The organism is Pseudomonas fluorescens, assembly GCF_900636825.1.
Classification (GTDB): Bacteria; Pseudomonadota; Gammaproteobacteria; order Pseudomonadales; family Pseudomonadaceae; genus Aquipseudomonas; species Aquipseudomonas fluorescens_BG.
Genome location: NZ_LR134318.1, coordinates 830,243 through 855,415, shown reverse-complemented (window position 1 = coordinate 855,415; position 25,173 = coordinate 830,243). Strand labels below are relative to the sequence as shown.

General features: G+C 54.3%; 20 protein-coding genes and 2 pseudogenes. 11 read left to right on the top strand and 11 right to left on the bottom strand.

The window, feature by feature from the left end:
* The first annotated feature begins 51 nt into the window (after positions 1-51).
* Positions 52-1,133, top strand: a pseudogene (locus EL257_RS03720) (tyrosine-type recombinase/integrase).
* A gap of 146 nt (positions 1,134-1,279) precedes the next feature.
* Here the strand turns inward: EL257_RS03720 and EL257_RS27665 are convergent.
* A complete protein-coding gene (locus EL257_RS27665; protein ID WP_161981172.1) occupies positions 1,280-1,456 on the bottom strand; it encodes a hypothetical protein in 177 nt (58 codons plus the stop codon).
* Positions 1,457-2,086: 630 nt separating this feature from the next.
* Between EL257_RS27665 and EL257_RS03710 the strand changes: the two genes are divergently transcribed.
* From EL257_RS03710 to EL257_RS03695, 4 genes are all read left to right on the top strand, one after another.
* Positions 2,087-3,064: an integrase domain-containing protein gene (locus EL257_RS03710; RefSeq protein ID WP_126367979.1), complete on the top strand. Its 978-nt coding sequence runs from the start codon at positions 2,087-2,089 to the stop codon at positions 3,062-3,064.
* Positions 3,064-3,339 (top strand): hypothetical protein, encoded by a 276-nt coding sequence (locus EL257_RS03705; RefSeq protein WP_126359939.1) that lies wholly within the window; start codon positions 3,064-3,066, stop codon positions 3,337-3,339. Before EL257_RS03710 ends, EL257_RS03705 begins: the two co-directional genes overlap by 1 nt.
* A 222-nt stretch (positions 3,340-3,561) precedes the next feature.
* A complete protein-coding gene (locus EL257_RS03700; protein ID WP_126359937.1) occupies positions 3,562-4,449 on the top strand; it encodes a sce7726 family protein in 888 nt (295 codons plus the stop codon).
* Positions 4,410-5,339 carry a sce7725 family protein gene (locus tag EL257_RS03695; protein ID WP_126359935.1) on the top strand — a complete coding sequence of 310 codons (930 nt, stop codon included), beginning with the start codon at positions 4,410-4,412 and terminating at the stop codon, positions 5,337-5,339. Before EL257_RS03700 ends, EL257_RS03695 begins: the two co-directional genes overlap by 40 nt.
* Before the next feature lie 313 nt (positions 5,340-5,652).
* Here the strand turns inward: EL257_RS03695 and EL257_RS03690 are convergent, their stop codons facing one another.
* On the bottom strand, positions 5,653-6,384 hold the full coding sequence (locus tag EL257_RS03690; RefSeq protein ID WP_126359933.1) for an HNH endonuclease: 732 nt from the start codon (positions 6,382-6,384) through the stop codon (positions 5,653-5,655).
* A complete protein-coding gene (locus tag EL257_RS03685; protein ID WP_126359931.1) occupies positions 6,381-7,643 on the bottom strand; it encodes an AAA family ATPase in 1,263 nt (420 codons plus the stop codon). Before EL257_RS03685 ends, EL257_RS03690 begins: the two co-directional genes overlap by 4 nt.
* Positions 7,644-8,375: 732 nt before the next feature.
* Between EL257_RS03685 and EL257_RS03680 the strand changes: the two genes are divergently transcribed.
* Together EL257_RS03680 and EL257_RS03675 are read left to right on the top strand one after the other, a co-directional pair.
* On the top strand, positions 8,376-8,759 hold the full coding sequence (locus EL257_RS03680) for a nucleotide pyrophosphohydrolase (RefSeq protein WP_126359929.1): 384 nt from the start codon (positions 8,376-8,378) through the stop codon (positions 8,757-8,759).
* A gap of 24 nt (positions 8,760-8,783) precedes the next feature.
* A complete protein-coding gene (locus tag EL257_RS03675; RefSeq protein ID WP_126359927.1) occupies positions 8,784-10,652 on the top strand; it encodes a DUF2075 domain-containing protein in 1,869 nt (622 codons plus the stop codon).
* A gap of 445 nt (positions 10,653-11,097) precedes the next feature.
* Here EL257_RS03675 and EL257_RS03670 read toward each other — a convergent pair whose 3' ends face one another.
* The 8 genes from EL257_RS03670 to EL257_RS03635 all read right to left on the bottom strand — a co-directional run bounded on the left by EL257_RS03670 (position 11,098) and on the right by EL257_RS03635 (position 19,464).
* On the bottom strand, positions 11,098-12,642 hold the full coding sequence (locus EL257_RS03670; protein ID WP_126359925.1) for an amidase family protein: 1,545 nt from the start codon (positions 12,640-12,642) through the stop codon (positions 11,098-11,100).
* 140 nt (positions 12,643-12,782) lie between these two features.
* The gene (locus tag EL257_RS03665; RefSeq protein WP_232013063.1) at positions 12,783-13,619 is read right to left on the bottom strand and encodes a glycine betaine ABC transporter substrate-binding protein; all 837 of its coding nucleotides are present in this window, start codon (positions 13,617-13,619) and stop codon (positions 12,783-12,785) included.
* A 99-nt stretch (positions 13,620-13,718) separates the two neighbouring features.
* Complete coding sequence (locus tag EL257_RS03660) at positions 13,719-14,387, bottom strand: ABC transporter permease (protein ID WP_126359921.1); 669 nt, start codon at positions 14,385-14,387, stop codon at positions 13,719-13,721.
* Between the two features lie 2 nt (positions 14,388-14,389).
* Positions 14,390-15,388, bottom strand: a complete 999-nt coding sequence (locus tag EL257_RS03655; RefSeq protein ID WP_126359919.1) for an ABC transporter ATP-binding protein — start codon at positions 15,386-15,388, stop codon at positions 14,390-14,392.
* The gene (locus EL257_RS03650) at positions 15,385-16,074 is read right to left on the bottom strand and encodes an ABC transporter permease (protein ID WP_126359917.1); all 690 of its coding nucleotides are present in this window, start codon (positions 16,072-16,074) and stop codon (positions 15,385-15,387) included. Before EL257_RS03650 ends, EL257_RS03655 begins: the two co-directional genes overlap by 4 nt.
* Before the next feature lie 324 nt (positions 16,075-16,398).
* Positions 16,399-17,394 (bottom strand): GlxA family transcriptional regulator, encoded by a 996-nt coding sequence (locus EL257_RS03645; protein ID WP_126359915.1) that lies wholly within the window; start codon positions 17,392-17,394, stop codon positions 16,399-16,401.
* Positions 17,395-17,560: 166 nt separating this feature from the next.
* A complete protein-coding gene (locus EL257_RS03640) occupies positions 17,561-18,535 on the bottom strand; it encodes an alpha/beta hydrolase (protein WP_126359913.1) in 975 nt (324 codons plus the stop codon).
* Between the two features lie 35 nt (positions 18,536-18,570).
* A complete protein-coding gene (locus tag EL257_RS03635) occupies positions 18,571-19,464 on the bottom strand; it encodes an amidohydrolase family protein (protein ID WP_126359911.1) in 894 nt (297 codons plus the stop codon).
* A 327-nt stretch (positions 19,465-19,791) separates the two neighbouring features.
* Between EL257_RS03635 and rimJ the strand changes: the two genes are divergently transcribed.
* The 4 genes and pseudogenes from rimJ to EL257_RS03620 all read left to right on the top strand — a co-directional run bounded on the left by rimJ (position 19,792) and on the right by EL257_RS03620 (position 25,167).
* A complete protein-coding gene (rimJ, locus tag EL257_RS03630; RefSeq protein ID WP_126359909.1) occupies positions 19,792-20,379 on the top strand; it encodes a ribosomal protein S5-alanine N-acetyltransferase in 588 nt (195 codons plus the stop codon).
* A 147-nt stretch (positions 20,380-20,526) separates the two neighbouring features.
* Positions 20,527-21,540: pseudogene (locus EL257_RS28335) on the top strand (methyl-accepting chemotaxis protein); the annotation flags it as partial.
* 42 nt (positions 21,541-21,582) lie between these two features.
* On the top strand, positions 21,583-22,446 hold the full coding sequence (locus EL257_RS28330; protein ID WP_370593494.1) for a methyl-accepting chemotaxis protein: 864 nt from the start codon (positions 21,583-21,585) through the stop codon (positions 22,444-22,446).
* Between the two features lie 168 nt (positions 22,447-22,614).
* The gene (locus tag EL257_RS03620; protein ID WP_172604447.1) at positions 22,615-25,167 is read left to right on the top strand and encodes a Tc toxin subunit A; all 2,553 of its coding nucleotides are present in this window, start codon (positions 22,615-22,617) and stop codon (positions 25,165-25,167) included.
* Positions 25,168-25,173 lie beyond the last annotated feature (6 nt).

Sequence of the window (25,173 nt, the reverse complement as noted above, 5' to 3'; positions counted from 1 at the left end):
TCACCCGATGCTAATCTTTGGAATGCCGAGTCAGTGCCTGAGGAGAATCTCATGCCTGCTCAAAACCCCGAACTGTCACTGGCGAACGCACGAAAGATGGCGGTCGATGCGCGCGAGCTACTCGCACAGCGCATTGATCCGAAGGTCCAGCGCAACACGTTGAATGAAGCCAAGCGCGCAGAAACTGAACACACCTTCGAGAACGTGGCCACCGCTTGGTTCGAACTCAAGAAAGACTCGGTCACCCCTGCCTACGCCGAGGACATCTGGCGGTCGCTCACACTGCACGTGTTCCCCGACTTGAAGACGACACCGTTGGTGAAAATCACCGCGCCGATGGTGATCGCATTGCTTTGCCCAATCGAAGCGAAAGGCAGCCTGGAGACGGTCAAGCGCCTTAGTCAGCGGCTTAACGAAATCATGACCTACGGCGTAAGTTCCGGCCTGATCTTCGCCAACCCGCTCAGCGGCATCAGGCAGTCTTCAAGAAGCCCAAGAAAGAGAACATGGCTGCGCTTCCGCCCGAAGAGCTCCCCGAGCTCATGCTGGAAATCGCAAACGCCAGTATCAAACGCACGACCCGCTGCTTGATCGAATGGGAGTTGCACACGATGACTCGCCCCGGCGAGGCGGCGACCACTCGCTGGGCAGACATCGACTTTGAAAGGCGTGTCTGGACGATCCCACCGGAGCGGATGAAGAAGCGCCGCCCACACAGCATCCAGTTGAGTGATCACGCCATCGCGTTGTTGGAGTCACTGAAGACTCACAGCGGCCATCGCGAATACGTCTTCCCGGCAGACAGAAATCCACGCACCCGCGCCAATAGCCAGACTGCCAACATGGCGTTGAAACGTATGAGCTTCCAAGATCGGTTGGTCAGCCACGGCATGCGCTCGATGGCCAGCACCATCTTGAATGAACATGGGTGAGACCCGGAGCTCATCGAAGTGGCACTGGCGCACGTCGACAAGGATGAGGTGCGGAGCGCCTACAACCGAGCCGACTACATCGAGCGCCGGCGCCCGATGATGGCTTGGTGGAGTGAGTACATCCAGAAAGCCGCGACCGGCAGCATGCTCGCCTCTGCATACGGCCAAGTCAGAGACAAGAACGTGGTGCCGATCCGCTAGCGCTGTACAGGCGCAATAACGGCGGCGACAGCAACTGAGCGCTCAAGATTCGGGGCAAGCAGCCTCGCTTATCCGCTTCTCAGCACGGGTCCTGCCAAACAGGGCTGCAAAGCCGCCCTGTTTGGCAGGACCTTACTTTGAAGAGCTCAAAGCGACCACGTTGTCCAGGATTTACCACGGAATTCCACCGGTGGATAACCGTTCTTCAAGTCAAAAGTGGCGCTGAATTTCGAACCTTGACCGGGTTTATCCACAGGCGTAAAACTGGCCGTGCAAGAGCTGTCGATGACAGCAACCCAGGTGGCCCGAACCTTGAAGGTCACGCCGCTCTCGTGGTGGTTCTCCGCCAAATGGCGATTCGCATCCGGCAGTTCGCCCGGTCACCTCCCCGGTGATGGATGCCTACTTCAGATCATGGCCCTCGTGCGCCAGACAACACCTCCTACTTCGCTGCCCTGCAGCAACCTATCCGCTTGGCCGAATCTTGCGCCAACCTGTGCCCGTCTCTTTCTTCTGGAAAGAGACGGGCACTTCTAGCACTGCTGCAACCCTGATCGCACATGGCTTTGCGGCATTCCCCCTCGTGACAATCGGCGTGACAAACGCCGATGTCACCAGCAACAGCCATGCAGATGACGGTGCCGCAGACCAGGGAATGGACTGCACCTGACTGACAGTCAGGCATGCCCCGGTCATCGCACCGCTGCGTTCACCCGGCTCAGAATCTCGCGGCACAGGTCTCGTCAGCCAGTGCAGCCTCCACCCGCCCACCGGTAACGGTGCTCAGGAGGCCAGATCATGAGATGCCCTTGCTCCCGGTCGTAAGGAGCCGCCAGTCCTGCGTCAGTGGACACCCTCACAGGTCGCAGGGGCCTTGATCCCTGATAACACTCAGCATTCTTGGCGGGATGACGTGGGGCGAGGATTGGAGCACGGGAGATGAGGTGACCGACATGGCATTGGTGGGTAGACGCGATGGTCGTAATTTCGGCTACGGCAGGCAATTGAGCTACGCAGGGCCGCAGGCGCTAAAGGATATGTTCGGCGGTGGTCATTACGGGACGGTCAAAGCGCACTGTGATCGGTGGTTGGCATTCGTGAAATGGTGCCGCTCCGAGCAGGGGCCCGGCATCAATGACTCGCGGCTGATTGATCGGAAGATGTTGGCCGACTATGCGACGTACCTGCGCGACCAGGTTCGGCGCGGTGACCTCGCCGTCAGCACCGCACAAAACCGGCTATCCAGCGTTAACAGGACCATGGCGGCGCTTCGCGGTGATCAGTACGTGAAGCTGCCAAGTCCGAGCAAGGCGTTGGGAATGCAGCGTACCAGCGTTCGACATTCAGTGCCGCAGGGCCAAGACCGCGAACAGGTTAAGCAGATCGTCGAGGCGCTTTGCAATCTTCATCAAATAAGAGCTGCAGCGATCGTTCTGCTGGCGCGAGCCACCGGCATGCGCTTGCGTGAGGCCATCTTGGCTGATCTGCCACGGTTAAGTCGTGAAGCCCGCCACTTAGGCAAGATCAACATCCAGGAGGGCACTAAAGGTGGCCGCGCCGGTGCTTCTGCACCCCGTTGGATAGTGGTGGATGACTATGTTCGCAAGGCTCTTGAATTTGCAGAGCAGGTATCACCAGCAAGTAGCCGCAACCTGCTAGCGCCACACGAAAGCTACCTGAATCTTTTGCAAAAAATCATCCGCCCTGCGCGGGACATGCTGCATGCACACAACCTCAAAGGCTTCCATGAGCTACGAGCGGCGTACGCATGTGAGCGCTATGACCAAATCACCCAACACCGCGCACCTATCAACGGCGGCCAATGTTGCCAGATAGATAGGAACCTAGATCGTGAGGCCAGGAGGCAAATCAGCTATGAGCTGGGGCACGGTCGGATTGATGTGGTCGCAGCCTACGTAGGAGGTCGCTAATGAACAAGCCATTCAATATGGAGCTGTTCCTGGCTGCGGTGCTGACGGGTTCGTACGCAACACGGCAGCGCCATTTACGGCAAGCAAAGCTCATCCAGGCTGAAATTGCAGAGCGCTGGCGGCAAGAAACGCCTTGGGGTTGGCAGAGAAAGCATGTGGCTTGGTTTCTCGAGCATCGCATGAACCACCGCAGTGAGGCTACACGGTATTACTACCTGCTAACGGCCCGACTGCTCGCACGGCGTCTAGAAAAGTCATGGGTTTTCAATCTCTGAGTGACACCGGCTGCTATCGACCCCATGCCAGCCGCTCGTGAAGGGCATCTGACAGCCAAAAGCTACCGTTCAACTATAGCGCCCCTAGCCACCAGCAGCTTGGGAGTGAGTTCAAGCGGAGCCACGGCTCGCGCGAGCGTGGTAATGTGCGCCGACCGGAAGCATCTCTAGATTGGTTTTGATTTTTTTACTCATGATGAAATCGTTGACTGGATATAAAACATGTTGAATTTCAACGAGATAGCGAAACTTTTTTCCAGCAGTAACATCAATTCCGTTTCGGAGGGTGATTTCTCTCTTGTCACGAGAGTGGCTAAATGCTATCAAGATAGCTTTGATGATGTCTTTACTGTCGCTAGTGTATTTGAATTTTGTTACAGCCTACTGTGCAGGGAATATCGTAATGAGTACTATTATAAAAACTCTATTGTAAAGAAAATCCTCATCGGTAGACATTCAATAAACAGCTCTACAATGCTTACTGAGTTCCGAGTGGGTGCGAGCAAAGCAGACTGTGTAATCGTAAATGGCATTTCAACATGTTATGAAATAAAAACTGACTATGACAACCTAACTCGACTGAAATCTCAAGTTGATTCTTATCTGAAGATATTTGACAAAGTCAACGTAGTTGTCTCAGCAAAGAATCTCAATTCAGTATTGCACACAGTACCGGAACAGGTCGGAGTTATATTGCTAAACAAGAGTGGTACTTTTCGAGAGGTGAGATCTGCGCAACTTATAGATGCACGGATTGATGTTCGAGTCTTGATGAGATCGCTTCGGCGTGACGAATATGTGGGGCTCGCCGAATCGTTATTTGGCGTTGTACCCAATGTGAGCAATACTGAGATTTTTCGTGAGTGTGAACGATTATTGGCATCTGCCGCCAATGAGAAGGTTCGTACTGCGTTTAGAAAAATTATTCGACAGACCAGGGCTCTGGACAAAGACTTTATACTGTCTTTACCTGCATCCTTATTAGCGGCTGGAGTTGAATTTGGATCAACCCGCAAGGCCCGAGCTGGGCTTGTGGAAAATATGAGTTCCATTTTAAGTAAGGAAGCTTCATGTACTACCCAATTCTCAAAGGCAAACAGTTTGAACTAACCGCACTCAAAGAACTCGTTGGGCATATACCCGCCAGCAATGTATGTCCTATTTTAGAGCCAGTAAATTTAAACCTTGCCCCCCTAGCGACTACCGTCTCCGAATTGACAGCTGCTGGAATCACCTCGTGGGTGGTAATTAATCCGTCTCAAAGCGAATTCGTGACTGGTTCTGGATCAAATATTACGGCATCCCTGAGAACCCACCTTGCAACAGTAGGGACCGGCCAAGGCTCATTCGTCCCATGTATAAAAATACGTGATGCGTCTGATGCGCCTGCCATAGCATTGTTAAGAAGCTTTACCATACCTTTCGTCGCTTATGTTGAAGGTGTTGTTACTCCTGCTCTAGTTGTGGACCTAATGAAAGCCTCTGCTGTGGCACTTAATCCAGATAAGACAGATTTTTCGGTATGGGGAGTTCTTCCAAGAGCCGTCCTCTATCATGATGGCTTTGACAAAAAAACCAGGAACTTAGATTACGGTACAGAATCGTACTATTCAAACTTTCATAATGGGTATAGATCGTTTCCAAATGCTATTGGATTTGGTGATTATACGATTCTCAGCGAACGTCTCGTTGAAGGCGGCGGCCCAGCATTTGTCGTTACCCTGCACATGTCTTATCTTGATCCTTTCCGGTCAAATCAAATGTATGTCCGTCACTTTTCTTCATATTCTGATAATGACAGCCAAAGTGACCCCGGCGGTAAATTTCGTGAAGCTTTAGATTTGCTTATTTCCTATGTATCAACGAACCCAGGAAATTTCGTCAACACTGCTGGCTTGCAAGAATTTATAACTCTTCATGGCACTCGCCACTACCCCGGACTTGGTGTTGTTAAAAAAATATCAATTAAGCATCATATTCAGACGCTGTCATCATGGTAGTTCATCCCTCATACTTTCTCACGCCGACTTCTAGCCAACCCTCAGAGGGACTTGTTCGTAAAATCACTCGGAAGGGTTTAAGCGATTTGCTTGCCCGCAATATAACTTTCCGCAATTTAGTCTCCCGCACGCGCGCATAGCTTAATATTAACTGTATCTGTTTTTTATAGTCGTGCAGACTTCTAAAATTTAGCGAAGTCCTGCACGACTCAATCTACTTTAGCGGGCTATGTTCAGTACTATTGTGCAAGAAGTCTCGAACTATACGTTCTGAACAATTACTGATGTCATTCATTCTTTTATAGCCCCCTCCTCATGGAAGCCTATAGAGGGAGGATTTCAACCCACTGAGCAGCTCTATAAGCTCCCGCCTTTCTGGGCTTGTAAGTGCAGCGCTCATTGCCCGAGTTAAACGCTCATGTAAGGCAGCTGTTGGTGCATGCATACCATTAATGGCATAAGCCCGCTCAAGCTCTTCAAACGACAGCAATTCATACGTCTTCAAGCCTTCATCCGAATGAGTAGAGTATTTTGCGAAGCACAATGACTCGGTGCTAATCTGAACATAGGTTAAATGATTGGAATAAATAAATTCTGGCACCAGAGGATTGATAATAGGAAGTGCTCTTTTGGACACTTTCTTGTCAACCCTAGCTCCTTTCCACTGATTACAATGCACACACCCTACGGTTAGGTTGGAGAGTTTGAAGGCCAGTGAAGGATATTTCGATTTTGGAAGAACATGCTCAATATGCCATGCCCAGCCGTAATGCCCTACCGGGCGACGACAGTACGCGCAACACCCTAAGCATTGTTCAAAAAGTCTTTCCTGCACTTCTTTGCGAATTGTTTTATATGTATTGACTTCGTCTTCGGTGAAATTTACCGTTTTCCAATGAGCGTTTTTCCGAGTAAATGATTTTGATCGGGCTGGCGATGAAAATGCCGACCACGCTTCTCCTCCGTTTAGCTCTTTCGCTCTCATCATTCTTAGTAGTTTCGCTAAGTGCTCCTTTTGATCGGCATTTATACAGAGAGACCTCATCCTGCATCCTTCATTTTTATAGAGTTTACTAGGTCATTTTTTACCAGGACTAGAGCGGCTTCAATCTGCTGTTCTGCTTCCTTGGATAACCCGATCACCGCTCGCAGTTCGTTAAGAAGCTTCACAGCATCACTTTTTTCTATACCACCTTCAGCCACGCTCAGCACAGCATCAGCGACCTCTACACTGACCTCCCTCGTCTGGTAGGGCGAAGTTTGAAAAAATCTGAGCACTAGCTGGTCGTGACTAGCTACTTCTGCAAAGTTATGGAATTTACAAATAACTGAGCCTGCACCTGGCCCGGCATATGTTAAACGCTCACCAGTCTCGTGCTCTCGGTGCAGCACAGCAACCATGTTATCGAGGCTATTACCATCAACCTTGACAGCTTCGCTTATAATCGTAGGTGAGTGAGTTGCAACGACGACATGGAAACGATTAAGTCTTGATAGCAGTTTTTCAAGTGTTTTATGAAAGTCCATCTGCCAGTGAAGATGTAAGCTTATCTCTGGCTCATCGATTAAAAAAACGGCGCCATCGCGCATTACACTTAAAATTTTTGAGAACAACAACAACCTATTTTGTTCACCTGTACTAAGCTCATCAAACCCAATAAACTCTCCTCCAGCCAGCTCAATTCGAAGCGTGAAATCAATATTTAGCTCGAGATAGTTCAGGAGCATAGGGATTTGAGCGTCAGTTAATTGCTCAAACCTTCCATTGCCCTCTGTAATTCTCCGAAGCATCGCAATTGGTCGCGGAGATAATAAACCTAAGTCAGCTGCTCTTTTGGTTATTCTATTACTATCCCTCGTAGCTTTCCCAGGTGGATTAAGAATAGTCTCTATTGACTTCTCACCCATAGAAAAAGACAAATTCATATTCACAGCCTCAAGTAAATATCTTAACAAGCGGCGATCTAGTCGCATAGCCTGAAGAATATATTTAGCAAGCTGTCTATCTATTGCTGAGAGAAACACCGCATTCGAAGAATTTCGAGCCCCCATATATATTACAGTTTTGTGCTCTCCATAAACAAATCGGTCATGGACCGTACTGGCGATGCATGCAACCACTCTATCCGATCTAACCTTCTTTAGCCGCTCGGCGAGTTCTCCTAATATTCTACTCTTCCCAGTACCATTATTGCCGATCACATAAGTGTATTGGCCTGACTTCTTACCTCTAGTGGAAGAATTCAGGCGATTTAGTATAGTCTCAACAATTTCAGTCGTAGAGTAGCCGTTATCTTTTTGCATAATTCCCCTAAACGAGCGGTTTCTAGCCCACTCAGCCTCTCCTGAACATCAACTCTCGCCTAAAATTGAAATTAGAGAGCAACTCTAAAGAACTCAATGCATTCACGCTTTGATGGGCATTACAAACACCAGACCGACAAGTTAATTATTTAATTACCTGGCAGCTTCAGCTATTGGATTATCGAAGACTACTCACCGAATGGCAAGTGGCTCTGCCCACGGAAAGTGCTGTTGAGGTGATTATTAAGCAGGTATTGCAATCATTCAGTCCGCTTGTACCAGGAGGCGGTGAATTTTCTTGAGTGCCATGTCGGCGCGGATGCTAGGGGCGTTTGAATCAGCTTTAAACTCATTCAGAAGCTCATACATCCTTTATTGGCGGATTTACCCCTCTCGCCAACAACTGTGGGTTGAACGCTATTGGTTAAGACTGAGCGCTTCTGGCCGTGAACTGCCATCTGCAAAGAGCAGCTAAGAGTCGAAAGCGGCCTTCTACCAACCATAGTTTTGGGTCGTTTCCTGTCGATTACCATAATTGGACTGTCCACCTATCTTGCAAGCACGAATGGCTGCCACGCTCAATGCAGATAGCGAACACTGGCAAGCAATTCTTGCCGGCAGCCAACATTTGAGAAAACACGCAAAAAAATCTGCGAAAGCAGAAAAAACTCTTACAATCCAAGGCCGGATTTCCTACACACTTCCCCCCACTGATGCCCAAGAGATAGCCCCGTGAGTGACTCAGACAGCTCATCCGCGCCACTGGTTGACGTAATGAAGCTTGCCGCATCCCTTCAGCAGTTCGCAGATGATCGCGACTGGCAGCAGTTCCACTCCCCCAAAAATCTCATCCTGGCTCTCACTGGCGAGGTAGGAGAGCTGTGCGAGATTTTCCAATGGATGAGCGATGCCGATTCGATCTCCGCCGCAACAGACCCCGAAATCGGCCAAGCCGTTAAGGACGAATTGGCGGACGTATTGATGTACCTGGTTCGCCTGAGCAGCGTACTCGGCATTGACCTCAACGAGGCGGTGACACGAAAACTCGCCTCGAATGGCCAGAAGTACCCCGTGGATAAAGCCAAAAGCAACAGCAAAAAGTACGACCGACTCTGACCGCCCCGAATCTAAGGACAACCCGTGATCGTTTACGCTGCGACCAAACAGCAATTTCTTAAAGACAACGATAACGATGATATCGAGGAGGTGATCCTCAGGCATTACAAGGAAGCTACCGGCAAAAACGTTGGCACCTCGGAAATCAGGTCGTGGCAAGGATCTCTAACGTACATGGCCAAGGTCCTTAGAGATGAGGGCCTGCCGAGCGACGCAGGCCTGGCCATCGAATTGCACATTCCGCAGTCGTCGAAGCGAATCGACTTTCTACTCACCGGTCGCGACGAAAACCAGGCAAAAAAAGCCGTACTGATCGAATTGAAGCAATGGAGTAAGGCCAACGCCACAACCAAGGATGCCATCGTCAAAACGGCCTTGGGTGGCGGCCTCATTGAGACCATTCACCCGTCCTATCAGGTATGGTCATATGCAGCGCTGCTGGAAGGCTTCAACGAGGCGGTGTATGACAAAAGCATCGAAATCCGTCCGTGTGCCTACCTCCATAACTACGTCAGCGACGGCATCATAGACTCAGCTCACTACGAGCCCCACATCAGCAAAGCTCCGCTGTTTCTGAAAGGCCCGGAAGAGCTCAGCAAACTCAGGAGCTTTCTGAAAAAGCATATAAGTCATGGCGACAACAAAGAGGTTCTTTACGAGCTGTCCGCTGGAAAAATTCGCCCGTCCAAGGCGCTAGCCGATGCCCTCGGTGGGCTGATGAAAGGCAAACCAGAGTTCGTATTGATTGACGATCAGAAAGCAATTTTTGAGTCGGCGGTGGCAGCGGCAAGCGAGGCCTCGGACCAAGCACCCAAGGTGATGATCATCGAAGGTGGACCGGGCACCGGGAAGACCGTTCTGGCTATCAATCTGCTCGTGAAGCTCACCGAATTGAAGCTGATGAGCAAATACGTCTCCAAGAACGCTGCCCCGCGCAAGGTCTACGAGAGCAAACTGGTTGGCACCATCAAGCGCAGCCAATTCTCGAATTTCTTTTCAGGCTCTGGGGCATTCATCGACACTGAGCCCAACACATTCGATGCGCTTATCGTGGACGAAGCTCACCGGCTGAATGAGAAAAGCGGGCTTTATGGAAACCTTGGGGAAAACCAGATCAAGGAGCTGATTGATTCAGCGAAATGCTCAATTTTCTTCATTGATGAAGACCAGCGTGTAACCTTGGGCGATATCGGCAGCAAGCAGGCGATACGCGCCTTTGCAAAAGCCAAGGGTGCTGTGGTCGAGGAACACGTGCTGTCTTCGCAGTTTCGCTGCAGTGGTTCTGACGGTTACCTAGCATGGCTGGATGACACGCTAGGCATTCGCTCGACGGCAAATCCGACGCTTGAGACTCAAGAGTACGAGTTTAAGGTGTTCGACTCACCTCAGGCGATGCATGAAGCAATCAACGAGAAAAACCACGGAAACAAAGCTCGTGTGGTCGCGGGCTATTGCTGGCCTTGGCTGAGCAAGAAAGACTCCACCGCTGCTGATATCGTCATTGGTGACTACAAACGCCAATGGAACCTGGATCAGGATGGCAGCCTATGGATCATCGCTGAGAACTCCATTGAGCAAGTTGGCTGTATTCATACCTGCCAAGGTTTGGAAGTCGACTACATCGGGGTGATCATCGGGCCAGACCTAATCGTACGTGACGGTAAGGTAGTGACATCCCCGGACGAGCGCGACAAGCACGATAAATCGATTCGCGGCTGGAAAAAAATGATGAAAGAGCAACCTACCCTGGCGAAAAAAGAAACAGACCTGATCATCAAAAATACATACCGAACTCTGATGACACGTGGGATGAAGGGTTGCTACCTGTACTGCACCGACAAAGAGACTGCGCAGTACTTCGAGAGTCGGCTTAGCCAACACAGCAATCATTGACGGTATCGTTTGCTAGGGCCCCCTGTACCTGCGAGTGGGGACATCGTACGCGCAGGGGCAACAATCAACGGCGCGACCATTTGCTTGATAGATTCAATCCCGATTCGTTTCTGGGGACGGAGCTCAAAAGCACCGTCCATCGGAATCCAGACCACGTAGCGTTCCAACTGGTATTCCAAGCAAGTTGACCAATCAATTATTAACTTGCGAAAACAGATAGATACCGACTTGTTTCAAATTACCCCGGCCAATAAAAAAGACGCCTTACGGCGTCTTTTTTTATGCCTCGAATTCAAGCAAAACGCGGTCCCCATGCAACTCGCCCAGCCGTAATCCCCCGTTCACTCAAAGTGAACCCCCTTCATAAGGAGGATTCGCAACAGCGCAACCATCACCATAACCATCGCCCCGCTCTTACCTTCCATCCCCCCAATCCCGCCCCCAATCACCGCCCAAAAAACCCATACCCAAACCCCAAAACTTTCGCATCCTCACCATACCCACCCAAAAACGAAACCCCCACCGGCAAGTTCCCCTTGATAACCCCTGCAGGAACCGTCACTTCAGGAAACCCCGTCGCAGACGCAATATACGACGACGCATAAGTATCACCGGCCGCACACACATAACTGTCATCCGTCACCCCGTGCACCACCGACGCTGGGCAATTGATCGTGGCGAAGAAAAGACTCTCCACCCTATTCGCCTTCATGATTTCCATCAGCTGCGCACGCAACTGAGGAATCTTTTTCGTGAGGATGGAGATATACAGCGGCGAATCGGTACTCGCGGTATTCGCTACCGCTTCCAGTCCGGCCAAGCGTGCCGGGTTCATGCCGTGCGCGCCGTTTTCAGCCTGATTGCGTTTCGCCAGATCGAGAAATTGCGCAAGCGTTCGCGGTTGGTTCGGGCTGAGTGTGGCCAGATACCGTTCGAATTGCGGCTTGAATTCGCTTTCGCCAACGGGGCCCAAGACGTCGCTCCACAATGTTTCAAAAGATTTGGGCAGGACAATGGAGACAACACGCGCGCCGCGCTTGCGCAGGGTTTTTTGGGCTGCGGCGTAGACCGCGTCCACCTCGGGATTGGCACCTTTGAAGTTGGTGATGACGCCGATGCTCTTGCCCAGCAGCGAGGCACGGTTCAGCGCGGTTTCGAAATGAATGTTGGCGGCTGATAGATTGAGGGTGGCCGCGTCGTTGCTGTCCTGGCCTTTGATCGCATCGAGGACGATGGCCTGATCCGCCACGCTGTTGGTAATCACGCCAGCAGTATCAAACGAGAGCGACAGCGGAATGATGCCGCTGCGGCTGATCAGTCCGAGTGAGGGTCGGAAGCCCACGGTGCCTGTGACGCTGGCCGGGGCGCGGACTGAGCCGCTGGTGTCCGAACCCAGCGCAAACGGTGCAAATGCTGCCGCCACGGCGGCAGCGGAACCGCTGCTTGAGCCAGAAGCGTCCCGCTTGGTATTTCTTGGATTGAGCGTCTGGCCGCCGAACGAACTGTAGCCAAACCAGCCAAAGGACGCGGCCAGTTCCGACAGGTTGGCCTTGCCGAGAAGAATCGCTTGCCCGTCGATCAGCTTTTTGACGGCGAAAGCATCCTGGCTCGGCACCGACGAACGCAGCAAGTAAGAACCACCGGAAGTGACCATAGCGGCGGTGTCAAAGTTGTCCTTAACAACAAAAGGAATGCCGGCCAGCGGTGCGTATTTGGTTTTGGGATTTTTCGCCCGTTGCGCGTCCCACTTCCGGGCCTGATCGATCGCCTGTTCATTGATGGTTATCAAGGCATTGATATTTTGACCCTGGTGGTTGTTCGCCTGAATGTTCTCCAAATAATGCCGGACCAAATGCTCGGAACTGAGGGCACCGCTGTCCAGCGCGTGACGCATTTCGGTGAGGGTCATGCGGTTGATACCGTCATCCGCTTGAGCACTTGCCGCCAACAGCAAAAACGACCAAGCCATGAATCTTTTATTCAACTGCATGGGTGACTCTCCCGGTAATTTACAGGCGAACGAAATGAGCTCATGCCCCAAGTTGATTGGGGTGAGCGCTATCAATAAGCAGGATAAAAACGGGCCAGCGTTATTCAGCTGACCCAGACACTCACGCGGCCGCGTAAGAACTAGAGCAAATTGCTCTGTTGCAGAAATGCCTTGGACACGCTCTCGATCGATTCCCGACCCACATCAACTCGGGAGTTGAGACCCGCGATGGTCTCGTCATCCAGTTTGGAAGAAAGCGCATTCAGCAATTCGCCGATCTTCGGATTCGCCTTAAGCACTTCAGTGCGAATAACCGGCGTCAACGCATAGCTGGGGAAGAAGCCTTTATCGTCCTTCAGCACTACAAATCCGAAGGCCGGAATCCGCCCGTCAGTCGACAGGACCAACGCCAGATCAACCTGCCCGTCCCTCAGCGCCTGATACGTCAGCCCGCCATCCATGCGCACGATGTTCTTGCGCTCGAATTCGAACTTGTACTCTTCCTGAAGCGGACGCAGGCCATCGGGCCTGGAAAAGAATTCGGCGTTCGATGCGAATTTGTAGGACTTGCCGGCTTCGATGTTCTTTGCAAGATCGCTGATCGAGACGATGCCATCTTTCTCGGCGTCCACTTTGCGCATGGCAAGTGCGTAGGTGTTGTTCGCCTTGGAAGGGTTCAGCCAGGTGATGCCCTTTTGCGCATCCAGTTCGCTGATCTTCTTGTAGGTTTCTTCTGCGCTGAGTTTCTCGGTGACTTTGTTGTAGGTAATCAGCGAAGTGCCGGTGTATTCCCAATACACATCGACCTGGCCGTTCTCTTGCGCCGCGCGCAATACCGACGAGCCAAGGTCCGCTCGCTTATCGACCTTGTAGCTATTGGCGCGCAGCAGTTGCGCGGTCATCTCCGCAACCAGTTGCTGCTCGGTAAACTTCTTGCCGCCGACCACAATGGCGTTGTCGGCTGAAGCGCTGCCCACAGCCCCTGAAACAAGACCAAGACTTAAGATCAATCTGGCTAGCATGCGATAAATCATCGTGCACCTCATGTTATTGATTTAGGTGAAGGGTGTTCGGATTCATTGGCGTCCGGCCATGCGCAAGCCTCGGGAGACTGCAACGTGTTGAATCAGGCCGCAGCCCAGATCGACGGCAATTGCCAGGAGTGCGGTCGATATGGCGCCAGCCAGCATCATGCCGAAGTCATTCAGGTCGATGCCGGTGAAGATCAGCTCGCCCAATCCGCCGCCACCGACGAGGAAGGCCAGTGGGGCGGTGCCGACGTTGATCGCCAGCGCCGTGCGGATGCCGGCGAAAATCACATTCAGCGCATTGGGTATTTCGACTTTCCACAGCGTCTCCCGTCGCGTCATGCCCATGGCTTCGGCCGCTTCGACCAAATGCTGTGGCACCGCACGCAGGCCTTCATAGGTATTCACCGCGACGGGGAGCAAGGTGGCGACAAACAATCCGATGATCGCCGCCCCGCTGCCAACGCCGATCAAGCTCATGGCCAACGCCAACAGCGCAAGTTTGGGAATCGCCTGCCCCACGTTCAGCACCTGCATGCTGGCCATGGCATAACGCTGGTTCGCCGGACGGCTCATCCACACACCCAATGGAAGCGCAATGGCCAGGGCCAACATCCCGCTGATCGCAACAATCTGCAGGTGCTGGACCGTCAGATAGCTGATGTCGCCCCAGTAAAACTGCAGCCCTTGCCAAAATCTGATGATTAACTCGGACATCGTCAGTTCACCGCCGGAGTGATGTTATCGACCAGTCGCGCGAGGATATCTGCCTGGTGGACATAGCCGATAAAGCGTCCGTCGCTGTCGTTGCACAACGCCCAGTCCTGGCCGCGACCCAGCAGTTGCGAGAGCACCTGGCGCAGGTCATCTCCAGGCTTGACGATCAAATGTGTGTGAGCAGCGATGCCGCTGTTTCCACCTACGATCTGCATATGTTCGCGCGGCGCGATCTTGCTCACGACGTCTGCCGCGCGCAGCAGGCGCAGACGTTTCATGATGCGGTCGCCGCCCATGAAATTCGCCACGAACTCGCTGTTGGGCCGGGCGAGCAAATCATCCGAACTGCCGAACTGCTGGATTCTGCCGTTATGGAACAGCGCGACGCAGTCGGCCATCTTCACCGCTTCGTCGATGTCATGACTGACGAACAAAACGGTCTTGTTGACGAGGCGCTGGATGCGCATGAATTCGTCCTGGATCACTTCGCGGTTGATCGGGTCGATCGCGCCAAAAGGTTCGTCCATCAGCATTACCGGTGGATCCGCTGCCAAGGCCCGGGCCACGCCGATACGTTGCTGTTGTCCACCGGAAAGCTCGCACGGGTAGCGCTTGAGGAATTTCGCCGGATCCAAGGCGACCACTTCCAGCAACTCCGCGGCGCGCTTACGGCTCTTGGTTTTGTCCCACCCGAGCAGATTGGGCACCACGCAAATGTTTTCCTCAACGGTCATGTTCGGGAACAGACCGACTTGCTGGATCACATAGCCGATGGACCGTTTGAGCGTAACGCTGTCCAGCTCGGACGTGTCGCGACCATTGATTCTGATCGTGCCGGACGTCGGCGTAATCAGTCGATTGATCATCTTCAGTGTTGTGGTTTTGCCACAGCCCGACGGCCCAAGCAGTACGCAGATCTGTCCCTCTTCAACGTTGAATGAAACATCTTCAACCGCTGTGATAGCGCCAAATTGCTTGTTCAGGTTTTCGATCTGGATCACGTCGTAGCCTCCTTCATTCGGCCGGCGGCCACTTTGTTTTTGTTCAAGCCGTTTGGCGTCAGCAGGCGCTGCAAGCCATACAGCGCATAATCGGCCGCGATGGCGATGACACTGATGACGATCGCACCGGCCAACAGTTGTCGAGTATCCGATTGCGCGATGCCGCGAATGATCAGGCTGCCCAGGCCGCCGGCGCCGATGTAAGCAGCGATGGCCGCAATGCCGATATTGATCACCGTCGCCATTCTCACGCCCGCCATGATCAGCGGCACCGCAATCGGCAGTTCAACCTTGCGCAGACGTTGCCCGGTCGACATGCCCATGCCGATCGCGGCTTCACGCAAGGCCGGATCGATATTGGAGATCGCCGTGGTTGTGTTGCGGATGATGGGCAGCTGGGAATAGAGAAACAGCGCAATGACCGCCGGTACGATACCGATCCCGTAGCCGATCAGTGACAAGGCCGGAATCATCAGCCCGAACAGCGCGGCGGAGGGAATCGTCATCAGAACTGCGGCGAAGGCCAGGACCCATCGGCGCGTTCTGGGGTGCTGGGAAATGAAGATCCCCACGGGAACGCCGGTCAGAATTGCCAGCCCCACCGCTATCGCCACGATGAGCAGGTGCTGCCCGAGAAGCAGACTGATCAGCCCGCCGTTTTCCAGAATGAAACTCAGGGTTTCCATAGAGGTTATGCCTTCTGTGCGTCATTGTTGTTTTTATCGGTCGTGCATCTGGAATTGAACGCCGTCTCTGACGAAAACAGTACCGCGGTACTGCGTGTACTCTGAGCTTCGAGTTCGACGATTTCTATCAAAAAACCGACGTCCCGTGGCCAGTCAGCGCGCATTTCAGGATGTGGGATCGATGGCAGACAGCCGCAGGCAGAGTCGCCATTCCATAACGCTCGCAAGAGACTACCGCCAGACGGGGCAAGTCATTAGCTAGCTATGGGATTTACTTGCGGCGAGTGTTTCGCAGGTTTTACAGGCAGGCGCTCTGGAATGAAATCAGGAATGAGCATCATCAAATTTCCGCCGCTCTTCGCCGGGCGTACAGCCCCAGACACGACGATAAGCAGCCCCCAGATGTGACGCCGAAACGAACCCGCAACTGTAGGCAATAGACGCAATGGGCTGGGTGCTTTCACGCAACAATCGGCGCGCTTCGTTCAACCGCAGCTCCAGATAGAATTTCTTCGGCGTCATGCCGAAGTGCTGGTGCCACAGCCGTTCGAGCTGACGGTGGGACAGATTGCAGCGGTCGGCGATCTCCTCGATGCCGACGATGTTTTCCAGATTGTTTTCCATGAACGCGATGGCGGCGGTCAACCGGCGATCATGGATGCCGAAGCGCCACTGGATCGACATCCGCTGATGTTCTTCCGGCGCGCGTATCCGGGCGTGAAGAAATTGCTCGGCGACGCTCGCCGCGAGCGGGTTGCCGCAATCAAGCGCAATCTGCGCCAGCATCAGGTCGATGGCCGCAGTCCCCCCGGCGCACGTCCAGCGGTTGCCATGATTGACGTACAGCTCTTTGGTGACTTCGATCGTCGGGAATTCTTCGGAAAACTGCCCGATGGACTCCCAGTGCAACGTGCAGCGCTTGCCATCCAGCAACCCGGCGCGGGCGAGGATGAACGTGCCGGTGCTCAGTGCGCCAACCGTGATGCCGCGGGATGCGGCGCGCTGCAGGAAACGGAGGATTTTCGGTGGCTTCTGATGTTCGATGTCCAGGCTCGCCAGAACGAACACACGATCCAGTTCCGGCGCCTGATCAACCGGCACCGTCTGAATTTCGATACCGCTGCTGGAGCTGACCGGTCCGCCCGATTCCGTCAGCAGGATCCATTCATACAGCGTTTTGCCGGACAGCCGATTGGCCGCACGCAAAGGCTCGCTGGCGCCGGCCAGAGCCATCATCGAGAACTGAGGAAGAATGAGCAGCCCGATTCGCTTGGTCATGCCGCTGTTCACAGGCGTCGCCGAATCGCTGGAGGCTGTCATCGCCAGATCCCTTCATGATGGTTGCAGCCGTTCGAATGAACGACGTTCGACCCGCATGTTAGGGGCTGGACACGCAACTTAGCCAGACAGCAACAGAATCGCGCAATGCCGGGGAATTGCTGCGAGACCTCGATAGCCGACGTCTCGCAGGCGAATGGCGAGCGGATCAGCCGCGCGCGCGGATGGCTTGGTCGATGCTCTGGATCATCGACTTGAACACTGGGCTGTCGACTTGGTTCTGCTGACCATGTTGCATATTGGCAATGATCAATGCGTTCGGACCGGCATCGCCAGGATAGTTCTGATGCAAACGCACAGACTCCGCAGGCATGTGCAAAGTGTTGTCGGCGCCATGAATGATCAGCGCGGGCGGGAAGCCTTTTGCACCCTCAATGGACCGCTCCGGGTCGTATTCGACGTAGGATTTGTAGGACTTTGCCGTCACGTAAGTGCAGCCCGGCCAGCGATCGGCGCCGCCCGCTTCGGTGTAGCCGCCCAATTGCTGATCGACATATGCCTGGGTGTCAGGATCCAGCGGGTAGTAACCCAGACGGGTCTCATCGGTGCCGGTATCGAACGGAGGGATTGGCGCGTTATCGGCGAGCTGCGCAATGGCCGCGTCAGCCGCCGCCTGGTCAGCGCGCAACGCTTGCAGTCGGCGAATATTGGTGTAGCTCATCGGTACCCAGAAGCGGATCTGTTCACCGCCGGCCGCAGCGAGCTCAGCCACAGCACCGAGGCTGGCCACCGAGCCCATCGCCCACGATGCGACCACCGGCATCTCGCCGAAATTCTCGCGTGCCCATGCAACGGCACCGAGCACTTCATCTTTCTGATCTTCAAGAATGACGTTGGTGATGACTTTGTCACCCGACTCGATGGTGTTACGAATGTGCTTGTTGGAAAAAAAACCGGCCACATCGTAGGTCATGACGCGATAACCCAAGCCTGCCAGGGCGCGACCGAACAGTTGGCCATACATGGTGACCCCGCCGGTGAAGCCGGAGTTGAAGATCACCGGTGGTAATTTTTGCGCCGCAGCATCGAGTTGTTCCGGCTGAAATACCATGCCTTTGAGGTTCACGGTTTCATCGCCATACTTCACGGCGAAGTTGATGTCTCTTGTTGTAATGTTTGTCATTGCTGGTTATCTCGAAGTGGAGGCGTGGGCGTAGATCAACTTACCAACTGGCCAAATGCTCCTCGCAGAAGTTGGCCAACAGGGATTCGGGTTTCTTGAGAAACTTGCAGTGCAACGGCATCAACAAAGTTGAAAACCTTGTCTGAATCAAACTGGTCGGAATACGCAACTCCCCTGTTGTCCGTTCCAACATGCGGTGCATCCGTTGCTTCCAGAACAATCCTGTCCGCGCCGACTGCGTTGATAATTTGCGTGACGAAACGGGCGGTTTCCTCGGGATGGACGCAGGTGCGGTAGCCGGGCCCCTTGAACCAAACGTTGCCGCGTGCCTTGGCCTCGCCAAGTAGCGCGATGTAAGCAGGCTCGCTGACGCCACGTTCAACATGGCAAGTGCCCAGATGATCGATGACGACCCGCACATCGCGAGGGATCTGGCGCAGGACGCGCAGATTCGTCGCGGCTTCTTTGGCGTAGATGTGCAGGTGCTGGTGCGGTTGCAAGCGGCGATAAAGCGCTGCCCACTGGCCATCGCTGAATTGCTCGTCTGAAACGGTTTCCGGCCGCGCATCGTGCAGAACGATCCGGACACCAGTCACTTGGGGGTGCGAGAGACGTTCGTGTGTGGCGTATTCAGGATCTGCCTTGATCGTTCCCACCAACGTGACACCCCCGTAGCGCTGAGGGTTTTTCGCCTGGAGATTCTTCAGCTCTTCGAATGACGCAAATACGTTTTCCGAGTCCGGCAGAATACTGAGATGGACATTATTGAGGAGCGTCGGCGTAATACCGGCATCGATCAACTTATCCAGATAAGCCGTCAGTGAATGCGGCTCCGGTAATGCATAAGGCAGCGAACCGGCCACTTGGCGAAGATCTTGTGAAGTAAAAAAATGAACGTGACTGTCTGTTCTTTCGATCGACGGCAGCATGATTATTGTTTCCTGCTTTTGTGCGAAAACAATAATCGTCGCCGGCCCTTTGTCGCTCCCGCCAACTCGACGTGTACTATCAAAATTTCGCCATGCGCCGTTTTTTGCGAAAACACATCAACGGCCGTGCAGTGTCCCGCCATGCATGATGAATTTTTCTTCACTGCCCCCAACCACGCATCCCTATAAAATCCCCCTGCTCATTCAAGAAACTACGGTTCGCCCGCGCTCCTAGCGGGCTTTTTTTCGCCCATCATTTCCCCACATTTTGCCGCTCCCCACCATATGCGCGACTCTGCCAGCAGATCCCTCGCCAAGGAGCGTTCGATGCCGCTGTTATCCCTGCCTTGCCCGCGCCTGACATTGGCGATCCTCTCCCCCGATCAGGCCGAACTGGAAAGCGCTTTCTACCAACGCAATCAGCGCCATCTCGCGCCGTGGTCGCCGATCCGCACCACCGAATATTTTTCCACTGAGCAGATTCGCCGTCGTCTGGACATTCAGGCCAGCGCCTTCGAGGCCGGGCTGGCGATGCATTTCGGGCTGCTGACGCCGGACGGGCAGGAGATGATCGGCGCATGCAATTTCAGCGGGATCATTCGCGGGGCGTTTCAGGCGTGTTATCTGGGTTATCACATCGACGAGGCCCGGCAGGGTCAGGGCTTGATGCGCGAAGCGCTGGAGGCGGGTATCTCTTATATGTTCGATATTCAGAATCTGCACCGGATCATGGCCAACTACATTCCCGGTAACGAGCGCAGTGCCCGTTTGCTTGAGCGTTTGGGTTTCGAGCGCGAGGGATACGCGAAGGCGTATCTGAACATCGCCGGGCGTTGGCAGGATCATGTGCTGACGGCGCTGGTCAATCCGGGGTTCGAAGCGCCGGATCAGCGTTGGTCGCGGCGCCTGGGCTGAGTAGCACGAAATCTGTCAGACAAAATCCTTTCAGCTCTCGGGTTCGCGGCCGATAAAGACCTGCTAACACCCCTGCTGGCTCAAAAGAACAACAATCTTCCAGCCTAACCGACGACCAAGAAACCCAACGTTTCTGGAGGATTTTTGATGAATAGCTGGTTCGGCAACATCAGCGTGAATATGAAATTGGGCCTGGGCTTCGGCCTCGTCCTGGCCTTGACCTGCGTCCTCGCCCTGACCGGCTGGACCAGTCTCGGCGGCCTGATTGACCGTAGCAACTGGATGAGTGACATCACTCAGCTCAACTCCGGCCTGACCAAACTGCGCGTGGTGCGTCTGCAGTACATGCTGACCAATGGCGATGAAACCGCCGCGCAAAACGTGCAGACCACGCTTGAGGGTTTCGCCGCGCAGCAACAGAACCTGATCAACAGTTTCAAGAGCCCGGAAAACCTCAAACTGCTCAAGGAGCAGGCAGCGAACATCGCTGAATACCAGACGTCGCTGAACAAAATGCGCAACGCCTATCGCACCGGCAACACTGCGCGCGACACCATGAACACCAACGCCCAGACCGCGTACAACCTGATCGAGTCGATCAGCCAGCGCGTGCAGCAATCGGAACTGAGCGACCAGCGTTTCGAGCAGTTCCAGGCGGTTACTGCGGCCAAAGAAGCGTTCATCCTCGCGCGCTATGAAGTGCGTGGTTACACCGCGACCAGCAATGCCGACACCGAGCAGAAAGCTGTCGGCCAGATCGACACGGCTATCGCCAGCCTCAAATCCTTGAATGCGCAATTTGCCGCGACTCAGCAAGATACCTTGCGCCAATTGGAAACCGCGCTGGGCAACTACCGCAGCGCGTTGATGGCGTACAAGAACGCCAACACCGATGCCGTGCAGGCGCGTAAGGAAATGACCGATCAGGGCAACACCATCGTCGCCCTGAGCGAGCAGCTGTATCAGATCCAGCTTGATCGCCGGGACGCCGAAAGCGCCCAGGCCCGCACCTTTCAGTTGATCAGCACGTTGCTGGCGCTGTTGGTCGGCGTGATCGCGGCGGTGATTATCACCCGTCAGATCACCCGTCCATTGCAGGAAACCCTCGCAGTGGTCGAGCGCATCGCCAGCGGCGACCTGACTCAGAACGTTACTGTTACTCGCCGCGACGAACTCGGCGTGTTGCAACAAGGCATTGCGCGCATGGGTGTGACCCTGCGCGATTTGATCAGCGGCATCCGCGACGGCGTGACCCAGATCGCCAGCGCCGCCGAAGAATTGTCGGCCGTGACCGAGCAGACCAGCGCTGGTGTGAACAGCCAGAAAGTCGAGACCGATCAGGTCGCCACTGCCATGCACGAGATGACCGCCACTGTGCAGGAAGTCGCGCGTAACGCCGAGGAAGCCTCGCAAGCCGCGGCTGCTGCGGACGGCGAAGCCCGTGAAGGCGACAAGGTTGTCAACGAAGCGATTGCGCAGATTGAACGTCTGGCCAGCGAAGTGGTGCGCTCGACCGAAGCGATGAGCGTGCTGCAACAGGAAAGCGACAAGATCGGCAGCGTGATGGACGTGATCAAGGCTGTCGCCGAACAGACCAACCTGCTCGCACTCAATGCCGCGATCGAGGCTGCGCGTGCCGGTGAAGCCGGGCGTGGTTTTGCCGTGGTGGCCGATGAGGTGCGTGGTTTGGCTCAACGCACGCAGAAATCCACCGAGGAAATCGAAGGTCTGGTCGCCGGTCTGCAGAACGGCACCCAGCAAGTCTCGGCGGTGATGAACAACAGTCGCGCCCTGACCGACAGCAGCGTCGCCCTGACGCGCAAGGCCGGCGCATCGCTGGAAAACATCACCCGCACGGTGTCGAACATCCAATCGATGAACCAGCAAATCGCCGCCGCTGCCGAACAGCAAAGCGCCGTGGCCGAAGAGATCAGCCGCAGCATCATCAACGTGCGCGACGTGTCTGAACAGACCGCCGCCGCGAGTGATGAGACCGCAGCATCGAGTGTTGAGCTGGCACGGTTGGGTGGTCAGTTGCAGCAGATGGTTAGCCACTTCCGCGTTTGATCTTCATTCAGCACTGAAACAACAAACCAGTCGCGGGTTCGCCCGCGATTGCGTTGACCCGCCAACAAGTCGACGTTTCGCACACGAATCAAGCCGTCCTCCTACCGCCTCGCTTCGCCATCTGTCTCTATGATCGTCTCCTGCCCAACAACAGGAGATTGGCAAGACATGGACGTTTTGAAAGCATCACACCTGCCGCGGCTGATTGATTTCACAGGCGGTTCGCAAGACGCCAGAAACGATTTCGAAACGGCGATGCACGATCTGAAAATAACCTCGGTCTTCGACATCATGCGTCGGGACAAAGTGCAGTTCGTCCGCGAGTGCGTGCTCTACACCGCTGATGATGCCGCGCGAATTTATGACCGCGCCCGTGATCACGCATGGCAAATCGACCGTCTGTATCGAGAGCAGCAGATTTCATCGCGCAATGTGAAGGGTCGCGGGCGACGCAGTACTGCTGTCAGCACGACCTCGGCGACCTACCAGAACCTGTTCAAGGAAAACTGGAAGCAATTCTGTAACGAAGACGATATCGCCGCCATCGACTCACCCGTTGCCTATCTGAATGCCCTTTATCTGTTTGCCAGGCAACTGGAGAGTACCTCCACGGAATCAGAGATAATCACGCTGGATCAACGCCGTCCGGATATCCAGGCCCTGATGGTGGATCATCAGAGCGCTTTCGTCGCCCAGCCAATGCTGAACATCATCAATGATGTGCTGAGCAAAAACATTGAAACGCACCTGAACAATCACGCTGGAAAGATCAGCGTCTATCAGGCGTTAGCCAATGCACATTACCCTTTCTCGCTGCCCTATGACGTCCATCACCAGCAGTGCCTGGCCGCATTAGGCCCGGATAAGCCCGCGTTGGCGGCGCTCAACTGGATGATCAGTCCAACCCTGCCCTTTTCGGAGAAAACGAACCACGCGCAGGCAGCAAAGTCGCGGTTGCATGCGCAAACGATGCTCAGTGACTTGAGTCCCGAACAACAAAAAATATTGACCAGCCCACTCGCTACCGAAGACGACTATGCCTCGCTAAAAAAGTCATACGGCATCACTTCGCTCGAAAGCCTGAAAGAAGTAAGGATTTTCAAAGCCAACGTCGGTCTTACGAGTGACCAGCTCGATCAACTGCTGGCCCGGGGCAAATACCATCCCGCTCCATCGCTGAATGAATCAGGTGCTGCGGTTACTTGTGGCACGGCGTACATCAACGGCAATACATCTAACCCTCACCTGACGATCGCTAAAGGCCAAGACGGGAAATTGCAATTGAACGGCGCGAGCAAGAATCGCCTGGATCGTCTGCAAAGAATGATTCGTCTGCAACGCTGGACGGGGCTTCACTTCGCCGAACTCGACACCTTGATCGTCAGTGCCATGCGCTCGGAGAGCAACAGTTCGCAGGAGCTCAACCAGAACACCTTGCGCACCCTGGGCGTGTTTCGCTACCTGACGCAGCGTTACATCATCACTGCGCAAGAATTCGCGGCATTTTTACACGATATGCCGACCCAGGCCTGCGGTGAACAAACCCCGTTGTTCGAGCAGGTATTCAACCGTAGCGGGACATTTCTCAATCCGCTGCAGCTTTCATCCAGGTCGCTGGAGAGCAAGGATGCCGATTCGCAGCAGATCCTCAGCCAACTGAGTGCAGGCCTCGCTTTGACGCCAGACGAGCTGTCTACGTTGATACAACAGAGCCGGGCTTACTTTGCGCAGCTCAACCAGGACCTGCCAAGGATTTCGTCACTCTATCGGCAAACCAGAATTGCCAGAATGTTCGGCTTGTCCACGAGGCAGTGCACAGCGCTGGCGAGGCTTTTGGGAGGCGACGATTTTTGTGAGCTGCTGGCGCGCGGAACACTGTCGGCGACGCCCGAGGCAAATCTCGACATCCTGGATGTGTTGATGGCAATTGACTGGGCTGTCGAGTGGTTCAAACACACCCGGCATGACATCGCATCCGTGCAAAAAGTGCTGGTGCCCCAGCCGGATGACTGGCCTTTCGATAAGGCGTTACAGGATCGACTGCGCGCAATCCATAGCCAAGCCAGCGCTGATCCCGAGCAAAAGGCTCGGTTGCTGGAGAATTTTTTCCATGAGATGACAGAACTGCCTGCACCGTATCTGCCCAGCGCGCTGAAACTGGCCGCTACGACCAATGCGCAGGTCTGGCGAAATCTTGAGTCCTCGCCCTCTCATGCCATGCCGGATTGGCTGACCAGGATTCTTTGCGCGGCCATTGCCTGCCGTGACCTGCACCTTAGCGATCGCACACTCGCACTGTTGCTTGAGAACCCTGCCTGGCTGGCGTCCGACAGCCAGGCCGAGCTGACCCTGCAAAACTTTTATCTGCTCGATAGCTTCCGGCGTTTGGCCCACGCCAACGGCAATACGGAAGAGCATTTGCTGCATTACCTTCAGCTCGCTCAACAAGTAGACGAACGCCTTGAAGTCTCGGAATTCAATCAGATGTTGGCAACGTTGCTCGACTGGAGCGCGGATGAAGTATCGGCACTGATAAAAGCCTCGGGAGGTCTGGAAGTGACGACGATGGCGGGAGTGGACTGGATCATGCGTTGCCAGGCGTGTTGCCAGAGCACTGGTCTATCGGCAGCAAACCTGATCAAAGCCAGCCAATTGACCGGTGAAAGCCCTGCCACGGATTGGCAAACAGTGAGCACTGCATTGATTGCTGCCCGCCACTGAGATTCT

What these genes read in the sequence shown, in the direction of transcription:
- EL257_RS03695 (WP_126359935.1), top strand. Translation starts at nt 4,410, where the DNA reads ATGTACTACCCAATTCTCAAAGGCAAACAGTTTGAACTAACCGCACTC.
- EL257_RS03690 (WP_126359933.1), bottom strand. Translation starts at nt 6,384, where the DNA reads ATGAGGTCTCTCTGTATAAATGCCGATCAAAAGGAGCACTTAGCGAAA.
- EL257_RS03650 (WP_126359917.1), bottom strand. Translation starts at nt 16,074, where the DNA reads ATGGAAACCCTGAGTTTCATTCTGGAAAACGGCGGGCTGATCAGTCTG.
- EL257_RS03705 (WP_126359939.1), top strand. Translation starts at nt 3,064, where the DNA reads ATGAACAAGCCATTCAATATGGAGCTGTTCCTGGCTGCGGTGCTGACG.
- EL257_RS03645 (WP_126359915.1), bottom strand. Translation starts at nt 17,394, where the DNA reads ATGACAGCCTCCAGCGATTCGGCGACGCCTGTGAACAGCGGCATGACC.
- EL257_RS03710 (WP_126367979.1), top strand. Translation starts at nt 2,087, where the DNA reads ATGGCATTGGTGGGTAGACGCGATGGTCGTAATTTCGGCTACGGCAGG.
- rimJ (WP_126359909.1), top strand. Translation starts at nt 19,792, where the DNA reads ATGCCGCTGTTATCCCTGCCTTGCCCGCGCCTGACATTGGCGATCCTC.
- EL257_RS03660 (WP_126359921.1), bottom strand. Translation starts at nt 14,387, where the DNA reads ATGTCCGAGTTAATCATCAGATTTTGGCAAGGGCTGCAGTTTTACTGG.
- EL257_RS03685 (WP_126359931.1), bottom strand. Translation starts at nt 7,643, where the DNA reads ATGCAAAAAGATAACGGCTACTCTACGACTGAAATTGTTGAGACTATA.
- EL257_RS03670 (WP_126359925.1), bottom strand. Translation starts at nt 12,642, where the DNA reads ATGCAGTTGAATAAAAGATTCATGGCTTGGTCGTTTTTGCTGTTGGCG.
- EL257_RS03635 (WP_126359911.1), bottom strand. Translation starts at nt 19,464, where the DNA reads ATGCTGCCGTCGATCGAAAGAACAGACAGTCACGTTCATTTTTTTACT.
- EL257_RS28330 (WP_370593494.1), top strand. Translation starts at nt 21,583, where the DNA reads ATGGGTGTGACCCTGCGCGATTTGATCAGCGGCATCCGCGACGGCGTG.
- EL257_RS03640 (WP_126359913.1), bottom strand. Translation starts at nt 18,535, where the DNA reads ATGACAAACATTACAACAAGAGACATCAACTTCGCCGTGAAGTATGGC.
- EL257_RS03700 (WP_126359937.1), top strand. Translation starts at nt 3,562, where the DNA reads ATGTTGAATTTCAACGAGATAGCGAAACTTTTTTCCAGCAGTAACATC.
- EL257_RS03620 (WP_172604447.1), top strand. Translation starts at nt 22,615, where the DNA reads ATGGACGTTTTGAAAGCATCACACCTGCCGCGGCTGATTGATTTCACA.